Genomic DNA, 13,753 nt, shown 5'->3' with positions numbered 1-13,753 from the left:
AAATTTTGAATAGGAGGATTATTAAATGTTCAAGATTGAATACGCAAGACAATTGGATGCACAAGATGAAATTTCACAGTATAAAAGAGAGTTTTATTTAATGAAAGATGTTCTATATATGGATGGAAATTCGCTCGGATTATTATCGAAAAGGGCCGAGGCAAGTCTTTTGAATTTGCTCAGTTCATGGAAGACACTTGGCATTGACGGATGGACTGAAGGAGAAAATCCGTGGTTTTATATGTCCGAAACGGTGGGTGAAAAAATGACTCCACTTGTTGGAGGGAAGCTAGGCGAAGTAATCGCAACTGGATCAACTACGTCGAATTTACATCAGCTCGTTGCAACATTTTATAAACCTACCGGGAACAAAACAAAGATACTTGCAGATGAACTTAATTTCCCTTCAGATATTTATGCACTAAAAAGTCAAATAGCGTTGAAAGGATTAAATCCGGCAGAACATCTTGTACAAGTTGAAAGCGAAGATGGACGGTTTTTGTCAGAGGATCGAATCATTGAAGCTATGACGGAAGATATCGCACTGATTGTCTTGCCGGGTGTACTGTATCGAAGTGGACAAGTGCTGAATATGAAGAAAATTACCGCTGCCGCAAACGACAGGGGTATTCCAATTGGATTTGACTTATGTCATTCCATTGGTTCAGTTCCGCATAGCCTTCATGAATGGGGTGTGGACTTTGCATTTTGGTGCACATACAAACATCTGAACGGCGGTCCTGGTTCTGTCGGCGGATTATTTGTCCATGAAAAAAACTTCGGAACCGCACCGGGTCTTGCGGGCTGGTTTGGTTCAAAGAAAGAATCGCAGTTTGACATGAATCATACAATGGACCCTGCAGAAGATTCAAGTGCTTTTCAAGTTGGTACTCCACATGTCCTAAGTTTGGCACCGGTTATTGGTGCACTAGAAATGTTCGAAGAGGTTGGTATTAATCGTATTCGCGAGAAATCACTTAAACTAACGAGTTATATGATGAATCTTATTGAACATGAGCTTTCTGAATACGGGTTTACTGTGGGTAATCCAATTGACGATACTCGTGGTGGTCATATTTTATTGGAACATAAGGAAGCCGCACGGATATGTAAAGCACTTAAGGAAGCCGGTGTAATTCCAGACTTTCGTGCTCCAAATGGTGTTCGTCTTGCTCCTGTCGCACTTTATAATACATTTGAGGACGTCTGGCATACGCTCCAGAAGTTAAAAGTAATAATGGATGAAAAACGGTATGACAAATTTGAAAATAAAAGAGGAGTGGTTGCATGACGGGGAAATGGATCGATATTTCACAACCACTTCACAATTCAATTGCGCAGTGGCCAGGAGATACGCCGTTTACTTATGAAGTGGCATTTTCCAAAGCGGATACGGGTTCTGTAAATATTGGGAAGTTAACGACAAGCACACATATGGGGACACATATTGACGCACCTTTCCATTTTGACGATTCAGGACTAAAAGTACTTGACCTTGATATAAATACGTACATTGGTCGAGCTTTTGTTATTGATGTAACTGGAAATCGTAGCATTGGGAGGTCTGAATTAGAAGCAATTGATTTTCGCGGAGCAAAGCGGATTTTACTCAAAACATTAAGTCGGCCGGATCCAAATGTGTTTCCGGTGACATTCACTTATTTACGTGAAGATATCGGCGCCTTATTAAAAGAGAGAGGCGTCATACTCATCGGTATTGATACGCCTTCTGTAGATCCGGAGGACAGTAAAATAGTGGAAGCGCACCACTCGTTGCACAAAAACGGGGTTTTAATTTTAGAAAATATTGTGCTCGATAAAGTAAAGCCCGGTGATTATGAATTAATTGCATTGCCGTTACCCCTTGTAAACGGTGATGGTAGTCCGGTTCGTGCAGTACTAAAGCCACTTGAAAGGGCCGATTTAAATGAATGAAAAAGGAATTCATACAGATTTTAAGGATAATATGACATATGGTGAATATTTAAATTTGGATAAATTGCTGACGAGTCAAAATCGGTTATCGGGTCATCATGATGAGATGTTATTCATTGTGATACATCAAGTGAGTGAGTTGTGGATGAAACTTATTTTGCATGAATTAAATACAGCAATTAGTTCAATTGAAAAAGATGAACTTCCCGAAGCCTTCAAAATGCTTGCTCGTGTATCTAGAATACAGACGCAAATTATTCAGGCGTGGGATGTATTAGCAACGCTAACACCAGCAGAGTATATGGAGTTTCGAGAGAGTCTTGGTCGCGCTTCTGGGTTTCAGTCCTATCAGAATCGTCTCATTGAATTTGCTCTTGGATACAAACAACCGCATATATTAAAAATTTATGAAAAAGATCCCGAATTGGCTAAAAGCCTTGATACTGCTTATCATGCACCAGGTATTTACGACGTAGCCATTCGTGCACTTGCGAGAGCAGGCTTTCCAATTAATAAAGACTTACTTGCTCGTGATTTCACCGTTACATACAAAGGGGATTCAACAGTGGCCGATGCTTGGCTCGAAGTATATCGGAATGTCGATGATCATTGGGATTTATATCAGCTTGCAGAGAAATTGGTCGATATTGAAGACAGTCACCAGCAGTGGCGATTCAGACATATGAAGACCGTAGAACGCATTATTGGATTTAAAATGGGTACAGGTGGTTCGTCAGGCGTTAATTATTTAAAATCCGTGCTTGATCATCAGTTCTTTCCTGAACTGTGGGATGTACGAACAAAATTATAAATAGGAATACTCCGCTTATCAATCTTTGGATAGCGGAGTTTTTTATGGATTTAATGAAATCTTTCTTTCATGATTAACTGCCGTGGTATACTGTTCGTACAACTTTCAGGAAGTCGAGGTGGATACTTATGTTAAATACAAATGAAGTGAACAAGTGGAAAGAACGGTTGCCTCTTATAGAAAAGATAATGTGTAAAGACGAAGTTCTCTGGCTTAACCCGTTACTGGAATCCGTCGCTACGGGTATTTCAAAAACGGGTATTACCAAGACGCAAGTACAAGACGCATCCGACCGGTTGGAACGTTTTGCTTCGTACATCAAATGCGTTTTTCCAGAAACAATTGTGTCCGATGGAATTATCGAATCGCCACTCACTGAAATTCCTAAAATGAAAGAAGCGCTTGAAGAAGAATTCAGCATCCATATACCAGGTAATCTACTTCTGAAACAAGACAATATACTTCCAATTTCAGGGTCGATTAAGGCACGTGGCGGGATTTATGAAATATTGAAACATGCGGAAACTCTTGCACTTGAAAACGGATTAATTTCTATAGAAGATGACTATGCTAAGTTTGCAGAATCAGAATTCAAAAATCTGTTTTCAAAGCATAAGATAGCGGTTGGCTCTACGGGAAATCTGGGGTTAAGCATTGGAATAATGAGTGCGAAACTTGGTTTCAACGTCACGGTCCATATGTCCGCAGATGCGAAACTGTGGAAGAAAGAAATGCTTCGAAAAAAAGGAGTAACGGTTATTGAATATGCGGAGGACTACAGCAAAGCAGTCGAGGAAGGTCGTCGTCAAGCGGACGAGGATCCTACTTGTCACTTTGTGGATGATGAGAATTCCATTGACTTGTTTTTAGGCTATGCAGTTGCTGGCGAAAGACTCGCTGCACAATTAAAAGATCGTGGAACAACTGTCAATGAAAAAAATCCTCTTTTTGTTTATTTGCCATGTGGTGTTGGTGGTGGACCTGGAGGAGTCGCATTCGGGCTAAAACTTGCGTTTGGAGATCATGTGCACTGTTTCTTCGCGGAACCAACACATTCGCCTTGTATGATGCTTGGAATGATGACGGGTCTTCATGACGGGATTTCAGTTCAAGATTTCGGTTTGGATAATAAAACAGCTGCAGATGGACTTGCAGTTGGAACAGCATCTGGATTTGTTGGGAAAACCATGGAACCTCTGTTATCCGGTTGCTATACATTGTCAGACGAAACAATGTTTCGTTTGCTTAAGTTAACAGCAGACACTGAAGGTATTCGTCTTGAACCATCTGCACTTGCTGGAATGACAGGCCCTATAAATGTTGTCCGTGAACAAATAAGGGGTGCGGAACTTGCAACAGCCACACATATTGTATGGGGAACAGGCGGCGGTATGGTGCCAGAGTCAGAAATGAATCTATATTACGGGATATCCGGGAACTAATTCGAGTTATTCCCCGGGAAATCGACAGGAACTATAAAAAAGCTTAAATGCTTTTACATAGTTCCTGTTTTATTTATGTTTAATTGAATAAAAGTAGGGAAAAATACTAAAGATGATATAAAATATCTGGAGGATAAAAAATGAATTCGCAAATACCAGAAACACCAATAACCCATTGCAATACCGAGTATGAAACATTACTTCGTGTCTTAATATGTCAGCCGGAATTTATGGCGATTGATGATGTTATAAATGATGTTCAGAAAAAGTACAAAGAAGATAATATAAATGTAGAGTTAGCGATGAAGCAACATGGGGAATTTGAAAGAAAACTGAAGCTACATGGAGTTGAAGTGATTAAACTACCTTCTTCTGAAGAATTTCCGGAACAAGTATTCACACGCGATATTGGCTTTACAGTAGGCGATGACATTTTTGTCGCGGAAATGGCGAGCGATATTCGTAAAGGGGAAGAAGATGTACTCGAAGGATGGTTGGAAGAGGAGGATATTTCATACCTCACAACTACGAATCGTGTAGAAGGTGGAGACGTCATAGTCGATCGTGCGAAAGTCTACGTTGGCGTGAGCAGTCGTACTTCAAATGAGGCCATTCAAAAACTTAAAGTAGATTTACCTCATCATGAAATTATTAAAGTGCCATTTAATGAGAAGTATTTGCATCTTGACTGTGTATTCAATATCTTGTCACCTGAAGTAGGCTTGATTTTCCCCAAAGCTCTTGACCAAAAGACAGTTGAAATGCTTTCGAAAAGCTATAAACTTATTGAAGTTAGTGAAGAAGAACAATTTAGTATGGGAACGAATGTCCTATCGATTGGTCAAGGAAAGGTATTTAGCTTACCTCAAAATGCAAATGTAAATACTGCAATGCGTTCTTATGGATTTGAAGTTATTGAAGTTGATTTTTCTGAGATTATTAAATCAGGTGGTTCATTTCGATGTTGTTCAATGCCGCTAAACAGAAAATAGAAAAAAGGACTGCATTTAAAATGCAGTCCTTTTAAGTCAGTGATTAAGCTTCTTTAACTTCAGTATAAACGCTGACTTTCTTTTTATCGCGGCCAAGACGCTCAAAGCGAACGATGCCGTCAATTTTAGCGAAAAGTGTATCATCGCTTCCACGACCTACGTTTTCACCTGGGTGAATTTTAGTTCCGCGTTGACGATAAAGGATTGATCCACCTGTAACGAATTGTCCGTCAGAGCGTTTTGCTCCAAGACGTTGTGAGCGAGAGTCACGACCGTTTCTAGTTGAACCTACACCTTTTTTCGATGCGAAAAACTGGAGATCTAAACGTAACATTATGTGCCACCTCCTACTCTTTAAAAAGTACTTTTATATAGTGCCCATAGTCATTTTCGATTGTTTGTAAAGAAACAACCATCGCTTTTACAATCAACTGTATATCGTGATCATTTTCTAAAGAATTCGGAAGTATGACGTTCAAGTATCCACCGTCAGATCCTTGTTGGATATCAGGTGTCTTGCCTGTAATTGAGATTATTGCGTTGACTGCACCGAAAGATACAGCAGATGCACCTGCACATACAAGATCTTTTCCATGTTCAGCAAAATCAGCGTGGCCGGTCATTTCAAACGACAGAATGCGACCCGATTTGTCTTTATTTACATTAATTGTAATCATGTCGGCCTTACAGTGTAATATCGGCAATGATAACTTTTGTAAACGGCTGACGATGACCTAGTTTTCGCTTGTAATTCTTTTTCGGTTTGTATTTGAAAACAGTAATCTTTTTAGCGCGGCCTTGTTCAACAACTTTCGCTGTGACAGAAGCTCCTTCCACGAATGGAACGCCTACTTTTACATCGTCTCCACCTACGAATAGCACTTTGTCGAAAGTGACGATTTCGCCAACTTCAGTTGCTACTTTTTCGATATAAACTTCCTGGCCTGCAACAACTTTAAGTTGTTTTCCGCCTGTTTCAATAATTGCGTACATACTTATACCTCCTCTTATACTCAGACTCGCCGTTAAAGGTGACCCCATAAGGATACTTAGACCTTTTCAGTGCGGTTGTAGCACGAGCGTACTACTGTTAATAACATTAAAACATTATCACATAAAATTGTTTCGGTCAAGTCGTGAAAGACAATCAGACAGCGAACAACTCATCTATCCGTACTTCTAAGGCATGTTTGAACGGAAGTGTATTTGATTCATACATTTTCAATGTTTTACTAATTACTCTAGCATTTCAATATAAGGGTTTAAAGAGGTTCAATTAAAGGGAATAACTACTTAAATAGAATTAAATCGCTGGAATTCAGGGGAGGACTTACTATTGAAAAGTTCGAAATAAAATCATTATCACATCATCCGGACTTAATAGAATTTACTTGGAATGATATTGGTGGAACGTATCATGTTTATCGTGATCGAGAACTTCTTTATGAAGGGACCGTAGCAGAATTCAAAGATGGCGATTTCAATCATGCAAGAATGTACAACTATTCAATTGAACAAGTTGAAAACGGTGAGATAGTAAGAGTCATTGCACTGCAAACGTCAGCTTATGCTGAACAACGTAACATTGAAAACCCACTTCAGTTTCTTGTTATGTCGACAATTGTTACGAAAATGAAGATTGTTTTGTCATGGGAAGAAATTAGTAAAGTGGATGAATACAATGTCTATCGGAATGGCGATTTTATGGCAACGGTAAAGACAAATCATTTTACCGATTACAAATTTTCTTTAGATGAATCATATGTGTATACGATCCTGTCAAAACGCGCCCTTGCGAAATCGGAGGAAACACTTAGTAAAAGTAAATCAGTACTAGCAACTGTTTTTGGTGTACTGAATCCTGTATCAAATAAAGAAAAAGCAGCGACTGAAGAGTTTAAAGTTTCGAAGTTAATTGGAAAACCGAATACATTGCTAATTCCCGTGCTTGAGAAACAACGAAGGACAAACGTAAATCGATGGAAATTTAGGTACACAACATTTTTAAAAGAAAAGTGGGTGATAAATCCGAATATAGTAGCGATGGATCACTATTTTAAAGGAGACGACCGAAATTTTGATCCAGAAGGCAAAGGTTTTAGGACGCGTGTCGACATCGAACTTACCTATGATAAACCTAAGACACCATTGACCTTTACAAAGGAGATTGGACAAACGGTCTCCTATAATCGGGCAAAGAGATTCCGACAAAAGGCAGTTGCTTCCTACGACGGTATTAAACTTGTTAGGCTGGATCACGGGGAACAAGAAGTTGGATTTCTTCTCACTCATTCTGTCGGAAATCCGCTCGTCAAAGCACCAGAAATTGATTACGATGTTCGTGCAGTTATGCAAAGAGATGGTACATTCGATATCACTGGATTCCATGACCAAGCACCTCATCATGAAGTATATATGTCTCGTGGTAGCAAAGAAAACTGGATGCCAATCCAGTTAGCTGAAAGTAAGGGACTTGCCTGGATGTCCGAAATAACGGCTTGGCAGTACTGGCGATACTCGAATTTTGAATAGAAAAGCATACAGTCCTTCAAGTGGTATAATAGTACACTAATGCTGGAAAGTGGTGAATAAGCAATGGGATATCTATACAGACTACTTGGAAATATGGATATGAAGGAGACGGAAAAAATGAAAACAACAATTGTATACTACAGTTCAACAGGTACGAATTATCAAATGGCGCAATGGGCGGCAGAAGCAGCGGAAGCAGCTGGTTCTGAAGTGAGACTTGTAAAAGTACCCGAAACAGCACCTCAGGCAGTAATCGATTCAACACCTGGGTGGAAAGCACATGTGGAAGCGGCAAAAGATATTCCAGTTGCAACTGGGGCGGATCTCGAATGGGCAGATGCACTAATTTTTAGTGTACCAACACGCTTCGGAAACATTGCGAGTCAGATGCAAAGCTTTATCGATACATTGGGCGGACTCTGGTTCCAAGGAAAGCTGTCGAATAAAGCAGTAAGTGCGATGACCTCTGCCCAAAATCTACATGGCGGTCAAGAAGCTACCATTCTTTCACTTTATACGACAATGTATCATTGGGGTGCAATCGTAGCGGCACCAGGCTACACAGATGCTGTTGTAAGTGAGGCAAATGGGAATCCTTACGGAACAAGTGCAACTGTAAGCCCAGAGGGGAAAATCACGGATGATATCCCCGCTTTAAAAGCGGCCGTTCAATATCAGGCGAAGCGTACACTAAACGTAGGGCAAGCCTTAAAAGGTTTTAACACTTAATTGTAAAAATCAAAGTTGATGGATCTTTTTCACCAACTTCATATGTGTACAATAAAAAATCCGACCCTAAATAGGTCGGATTTTTGCTTCCAAAGTAAAAGAACGTTCAGTCATGAGTTCACTATCGTCACATTGCGAAGATCCCATGTATTTGCGACACCGGTGAGTGCCATTGAAACACTTATTTCTTGAACAAACCCATCAATCACTTTTTCTACCCCAAATTGTCCACCCGCAGCAAGTCCGTATACATATGGTCTACCAATACAAACCGCATCGGCTCCCAAAGCCAGTGCTTTAATAATATCAGCACCCCGTCGGACTCCGCTGTCAAGCAAAACTGGGATTTGCTTGTTCACAGCACTTACAATTGCAGGAAGAGCATCGATACTCGATACCACGCCGTCAAGCTGTCTTCCGCCGTGGTTTGAAACGATAATTCCGTCGATGCCGTTTTCAATTGCCAAGAGTGCATCATCAGGATGAAGAATTCCTTTTAATAGGATTGGTAAGGACGTTCTCTTTTTCAGTTCGGCAACGTCCGCCCAATTAAGTGTAGGATGATGGATATTATCGATAATCCCTTGGATAATTGTTTCTTCATCTTTATTAGGCAAACCAGCTAAAAAAACGTCATCGGTTTCATAATTCGCTTTTCCCAGGCCTAATTTAAGAGGGGAGAATTGATTTCGTAAGTCCTCTTCACGCCAACCCAACATGACCGTATCAACCGTTAGAACAATCGCTTCATAGCCGGCCTTTTCAGCTCTACGAACCATGTTGTAAGAAATTTCTTTATGATTGGACCAGTACAATTGAAACCATTTTGGACTCGTGCCCGTTTCGGCCGCAATTTGTTCTATCGAGTAGCTAGAAACTGTGCTTTGGATATACGGAATTCCGTATTCTGCTGCTGCTTTGGCTGTCGCAATTTCCGCATCTTCATGTGCAAGTTTCAACATACCTACCGGTGCCAAGAGAAAAGGTTGTGGATATGTACGACCAAATAACGTGATGCTCGTATCGACATTGGATACATCGTTTAAAAATCTAGGAACAATCGATAGTTTTGAAAAAGAAGACGTATTTTTTTTCAGTGTCTCTTCTCCACCAGCCCCCGATTGGATGTATCCAAAAGCTCCTTTGGATAGTAAAGTACTTGCCTTTTCTTCCAATGCTTTAAAGTTAATAGGGAACTGTTCATCTACGGAAGATGACATTGTTTGAAGAAAAGAGTCGTTGTTTTTTTTACGAGTCATGTACATTCAATCCTTTCAATCTCTTTTTAGACGGGCTGCAAAATAGGTGCCTGCAACTTGTATCGTTTGTACAAGAATGATCAGTATAAAGACAACTGCGTACATGACGTTCACTTCGTATTGGATATGCCCGTATCTATAAGCAAGATCTCCAAGACCCCCAGCACCAACAAGACCAGCCATTGCCGTTGCACCAATTAAACTAATCGTTGCAATCGTTAAGCCCAAAATGATTGAAGATCTTCCTTCTCTAAGTAAAACGTTCCAAATGATGGATCTTCTTTTAATACCCATTGCGGTGTACGCTTCGATTACACCGTGGTCGACTTCAAGTAAAGCAGTTTCCATAAGTCTTGCGATATACGGTGCTGTATAAATTACAAGAGGTACGATAACTCCTTGAACGCCAATCGTCGTTCCGGCAATAAACTTAGTAAATGGTAGAATGAAAAACAATAGAATAATAAATGGAATGGAACGGATGATATTAACGCCTAGATTTAGTAAACGATAGACCCATTTGTTTTCAAAAGATTGACCTGGACGTGTAAGTACCAATATGATTCCTAGTGAAACACCGATGACAATCGAAATCAGTAGGGAAACGATGGTCATTTGAAAAGTTTCTACAATTGATTTTCCGATTACTGGTAACCATTTAGTCATGAACTCTTCATATTTATCCATTCATTATCCCTCCAATTCCTCAACACCAACGCCTTGTTCTTTTAGGAACTTAAGAGCATCGATAATGTTATTTGTTTCACCGACAAGGTGTATTACAATGTTGCCGACAATGCCGTTTTTCAATTCAATAATATTTGCCGATAAAATATTAGGTGTCACATTGAATCGCTCTGTTGCAAGGGCAATAAGCGGTTGTCCTGCTGCCTCACCGACAAAAGTTAATCTTGAAACATTACCTGTAAGATTTAATTGTTGAATTAGTGAGGAGGGTAGTTTTCGTTGGGCAATTGTGTTCAGAAACTTCGTAGTTGTTTCTTCCTTCGGTCTTGCAAATAAGTCTATCGTAGTCCCGTGCTCAATAAGTTCCCCAGCTTCAATAACGTAGACGTAATCACAAATCTTTTGAATGACATTCATTTCGTGTGTGATTAGTAAAATAGTTATGCCAAGCTCTTCATTTACTTTTAACAATAGATCCAAAATTGATTCTGTCGTTTCTGGATCGAGAGCACTTGTTGCTTCATCGCTTAGTAAAATCTTTGGTTCTTGTGCCAAAGCTCTAGCAATAGCGACGCGCTGCTTTTGTCCTCCAGACAATTGGTTTGGATATGCCTTTTGTCGATCTGTTAAGCCAACAATTTTCAAGTATTTAACGACGCGCAGCTCTACTTCATTTTTATCAAGTCCGAGCAATCTAAGTGGAATCGCAATGTTGTCATATACCGTTGCAGTTTTCAATAGATTAAACCCTTGAAAAATCATACCAATGTTTTGTCTCATCTCGCGCAGTTTGTTCAAAGGAAGAGTTGTCAATTCTGTTCCGCTAATGAATACTTCTCCGACAGTGGGTCTTTCAAGTAAATTGACACATCGGATGAGTGTACTTTTTCCTGCACCGCTATACCCGATAACACCGTGGATTTCACCTTTTTTTACATAAAGATTGACATTGCTAACTGCCTTGACATCCCCGTTTTTGGATTCAAATACTTTTGAAACATTGTTTAATTTAATCATGACACTCATTCCTTTCTAAAGAAAAAACTGCTTGAACAGAGATGTGAAACACTTATCGTTAATCTAGTTATAAATTTCAGCGCCTAGCCCCTCGGGTCACTTCAAAGATGAAAGAGAAGTCAAAGTACGACTTCTTTTTCATCTCCTCCAGTGCCTGTCGGGTCTACCCAGGCGCTTACGCTTTTGTTCTCGTCTAGTCTTCAGCGCCTAGCCCCTCGGGTCATAAGTCATTTTGTTAATGTGGCTGAAGTGCGCCACATTATCAAACCGTCTTGTGCCTGTCGGGCCTAAACAGGCGCTTTCGCTTTTGTTATTCCCAGCTTGAGAGGATTGTTCCGTTGAATTCTTCTTTTATGAATTCTTTTACTTCATCGGATTGATAAAGTTCAGCAAACTTCTTAACGACAGCATCGTCTTTGTTTTCTTCACGGACAACGATGTAGTTCACGTATGGAGAGCTTTTAGATTCTAAGAAGATTGAATCTTCAACTGGGTTCTTACCTGCTGCTAAAATAAAGTTTGTGTTAATGGCAGCAAAGTCTAATTCAATAAGTTGTTTAGGAAGTTGTGATGCCTCTAATTCAACGAATTTCAAGTTTTTCGGATTTTCTACGATGTCTTGAACTGTTCCAGTAGTTTTATCTTCTTCTCTTAGTGTAATCACGCCGGCTGCTTCTAATACAATCAAAGCGCGTGCTCCGTTACTTGGATCATTCGGCATTCCGAAAGTTGCTCCATCGGGGATATCGTCAATACTGTCGAATTTGTCTGAGTAAATCCCCATTGGAAGTAAAATGGTTTTTGCAACATGAACTAGATTTAAATCACGGTCACTGTTCACTTTTTCTAAGAAGGGTAGTGTTTGGAAGCTGTTGATATCCAAATCTCCTTCAGATAGTGCTGTGTTCGGTAAAATATATTCTGTGAAAACTTTAACATCAATTTCTAAACCTTCTTTTGCAGCAAGCTCTTTGACTTTATTTACAACGAGCTCATGTGGACCTGCTGTAACACCAACGACGATTTTTTCCTCGCTTAATGCTTTACCTGATTCTTTGTCTTTACTTCCACAAGCCGAAAGGACACCGATTAATAAGATTAATGATAATAGAGCTGCAATTTTTTTCATATAAAATTCCTCCTAATGTTTTGTAGATAATTTTTAATAATACAAAAAGCCTCTCTATCAGAAATAGAGAGGCGTATTTATACAATAGGAAATACGATAATCCTCTCTCATCTTTCAAGACATAAATGTCTTGTAGGATTTAGCACCTTTCTACTGTTGTTCACAGTAGGTGGTTGCCGAGCTTCAACGGGCCTTTCCCTCAGCTACTCTTGATAAGAGATGTTGCTATTCGGTTATCAATAATTACTCATGTGAATAATTTACACGAGTAATCAGAGTATGTCAATGCTTTTGTTTTGTTAAAATTTTACTTTTCCTCTTTTTCTTTCTCTTCTTTTTTCTCTAAAGAGTTTTCAATCTTATAATCAGCTCTTACTTCGTCAAGCCATTCGACATACTGACCTTGTAGTTTTTCTTCAAATAATCCTTCTTTTATATCCTCTTTGTGGTCTTCTAAAACAGCTTCTTTTGCTTCTTTTTTATCCGTTAATTTAATAATGTGGTATCCGAAATCTGTTTTAATAGGTTCACTTATCGTATCGAGTTTCATTGAAAATACTGCCTCATCGAACTCGGGAACCATTTTTCCACGTGGGAAGAATCCAAGTTCTCCACCTTTATCAGCATTTGAAGCATCTGTTGAATATTCTTTTGCTAAAGCTGCGAAATCTTCACCATCAGCAATTTTTTGTGCAACTTCTTTTGCTGTTGCTTCATCTTCTACGAGAATATGGCTCGCTTCAACGGATTCCGGTTGATCCAATTGTGCTTTGTTTTCATCAAAGTACGCTTTGATTTCTTCATCTGTTATGTCAATTCTAGGTTCAATCAATTTACGGATGGATAAGTATTGAACAATGTTTTCTTTGAGTTGAGCTTCTGTAATACCATTCTGTTCTAGAGTAGCTTTAAATGCTTCTTGACTACCGGCATTTTCAATATATGTCTCTAGTTCCTTATCTATCTCTTTGTCGGAAATTTTGACTTTTTTCTTTTTCACTTCAAGTGCAATGACTTTTTCATCAATTAGTGCAGCAAGTGCTTTTTCTCCTTGAGATTGTACGAGAACTTCATATAATTCATCTTTGGTAATTTTGTCCCCTTCAACTGATGCAATCGATTCTTCGTTTGAACAACCTACAGCAACGACCAGGAGAGAGGAGAGTATACCTGCCTTTAGTAGTGACTTTTTCCATTTCTTAAACATTATATTGCCTCCA

At 39.4% G+C, this 13,753-nt stretch carries 15 protein-coding genes, 1 riboswitch and 1 other annotated feature; of the genes, 7 read left to right on the top strand and 8 right to left on the bottom strand.

Annotated features, from left to right (window positions below; translation table 11 throughout):
* The first annotated feature begins 25 nt into the window (after positions 1-25).
* From kynU to ACP8HH_RS18095, 5 genes are all read left to right on the top strand, one after another.
* Complete coding sequence (gene kynU, locus ACP8HH_RS18115) at positions 26-1,291, top strand: kynureninase (protein WP_438313695.1); 1,266 nt, start codon at positions 26-28, stop codon at positions 1,289-1,291.
* Positions 1,288-1,935, top strand: coding sequence for an arylformamidase (gene kynB, locus ACP8HH_RS18110; RefSeq protein ID WP_438313692.1), 648 nt, complete (start codon positions 1,288-1,290; stop codon positions 1,933-1,935). Before kynU ends, kynB begins: the two co-directional genes overlap by 4 nt.
* Positions 1,928-2,746: a tryptophan 2,3-dioxygenase gene (gene kynA, locus ACP8HH_RS18105; protein ID WP_438313689.1), complete on the top strand. Its 819-nt coding sequence runs from the start codon at positions 1,928-1,930 to the stop codon at positions 2,744-2,746. The genes kynB and kynA overlap by 8 nt, the downstream gene beginning before the upstream one ends.
* Positions 2,747-2,874: 128 nt before the next feature.
* On the top strand, positions 2,875-4,188 hold the full coding sequence (locus ACP8HH_RS18100; protein ID WP_438313686.1) for a D-serine ammonia-lyase: 1,314 nt from the start codon (positions 2,875-2,877) through the stop codon (positions 4,186-4,188).
* Between the two features lie 140 nt (positions 4,189-4,328).
* Complete coding sequence (locus ACP8HH_RS18095; RefSeq protein ID WP_438313684.1) at positions 4,329-5,180, top strand: dimethylarginine dimethylaminohydrolase family protein; 852 nt, start codon at positions 4,329-4,331, stop codon at positions 5,178-5,180.
* Between the two features lie 43 nt (positions 5,181-5,223).
* Here ACP8HH_RS18095 and rpmA read toward each other — a convergent pair whose 3' ends face one another.
* From rpmA to rplU, 3 genes are read right to left on the bottom strand one after another with little or no spacing between them, the layout of a single operon-like run.
* On the bottom strand, positions 5,224-5,514 hold the full coding sequence (rpmA, locus tag ACP8HH_RS18090) for a 50S ribosomal protein L27 (protein WP_438313681.1): 291 nt from the start codon (positions 5,512-5,514) through the stop codon (positions 5,224-5,226).
* A gap of 13 nt (positions 5,515-5,527) precedes the next feature.
* Complete coding sequence (locus tag ACP8HH_RS18085; RefSeq protein WP_438313678.1) at positions 5,528-5,857, bottom strand: ribosomal-processing cysteine protease Prp; 330 nt, start codon at positions 5,855-5,857, stop codon at positions 5,528-5,530.
* A gap of 7 nt (positions 5,858-5,864) precedes the next feature.
* Complete coding sequence (rplU, locus tag ACP8HH_RS18080; protein WP_381540057.1) at positions 5,865-6,173, bottom strand: 50S ribosomal protein L21; 309 nt, start codon at positions 6,171-6,173, stop codon at positions 5,865-5,867.
* 12 nt (positions 6,174-6,185) lie between these two features.
* Positions 6,186-6,260 (bottom strand) — a sequence feature (ribosomal protein L21 leader region).
* A 414-nt stretch (positions 6,261-6,674) separates the two neighbouring features.
* Between rplU and ACP8HH_RS18075 the strand changes: the two genes are divergently transcribed.
* Together ACP8HH_RS18075 and wrbA are read left to right on the top strand one after the other, a co-directional pair.
* On the top strand, positions 6,675-7,712 hold the full coding sequence (locus tag ACP8HH_RS18075; RefSeq protein WP_438313676.1) for a DUF3238 domain-containing protein: 1,038 nt from the start codon (positions 6,675-6,677) through the stop codon (positions 7,710-7,712).
* A gap of 63 nt (positions 7,713-7,775) precedes the next feature.
* Complete coding sequence (wrbA, locus tag ACP8HH_RS18070; RefSeq protein WP_438313673.1) at positions 7,776-8,441, top strand: NAD(P)H:quinone oxidoreductase; 666 nt, start codon at positions 7,776-7,778, stop codon at positions 8,439-8,441.
* Between the two features lie 110 nt (positions 8,442-8,551).
* On the opposite strand, the gene ACP8HH_RS18065 is transcribed toward wrbA, so the two are convergent.
* The 5 genes from ACP8HH_RS18065 to ACP8HH_RS18045 all read right to left on the bottom strand — a co-directional run bounded on the left by ACP8HH_RS18065 (position 8,552) and on the right by ACP8HH_RS18045 (position 13,740).
* Positions 8,552-9,700 (bottom strand): alpha-hydroxy-acid oxidizing protein, encoded by a 1,149-nt coding sequence (locus ACP8HH_RS18065; RefSeq protein ID WP_438313670.1) that lies wholly within the window; start codon positions 9,698-9,700, stop codon positions 8,552-8,554.
* 15 nt (positions 9,701-9,715) lie between these two features.
* Positions 9,716-10,387, bottom strand: coding sequence for a methionine ABC transporter permease (locus ACP8HH_RS18060; protein WP_438313667.1), 672 nt, complete (start codon positions 10,385-10,387; stop codon positions 9,716-9,718).
* A 3-nt stretch (positions 10,388-10,390) separates the two neighbouring features.
* The gene (locus ACP8HH_RS18055; protein ID WP_438313664.1) at positions 10,391-11,404 is read right to left on the bottom strand and encodes a methionine ABC transporter ATP-binding protein; all 1,014 of its coding nucleotides are present in this window, start codon (positions 11,402-11,404) and stop codon (positions 10,391-10,393) included.
* Positions 11,405-11,714: 310 nt separating this feature from the next.
* Positions 11,715-12,533, bottom strand: a complete 819-nt coding sequence (locus ACP8HH_RS18050) for a MetQ/NlpA family ABC transporter substrate-binding protein (protein WP_438313661.1) — start codon at positions 12,531-12,533, stop codon at positions 11,715-11,717.
* A gap of 104 nt (positions 12,534-12,637) precedes the next feature.
* Positions 12,638-12,752: riboswitch (SAM riboswitch) on the bottom strand.
* Between the two features lie 88 nt (positions 12,753-12,840).
* Positions 12,841-13,740, bottom strand: coding sequence for a foldase protein PrsA (locus ACP8HH_RS18045; RefSeq protein WP_438313659.1), 900 nt, complete (start codon positions 13,738-13,740; stop codon positions 12,841-12,843).
* Positions 13,741-13,753 lie beyond the last annotated feature (13 nt).

This window comes from Sporosarcina sp. FA9 (genome assembly GCF_051550205.1).
Classification (GTDB): Bacteria; Bacillota; Bacilli; order Bacillales_A; family Planococcaceae; genus Sporosarcina.
Note: the sequence above shows the minus strand (reverse complement) of the source record. Positions and strands in the feature narration are given on the sequence as shown.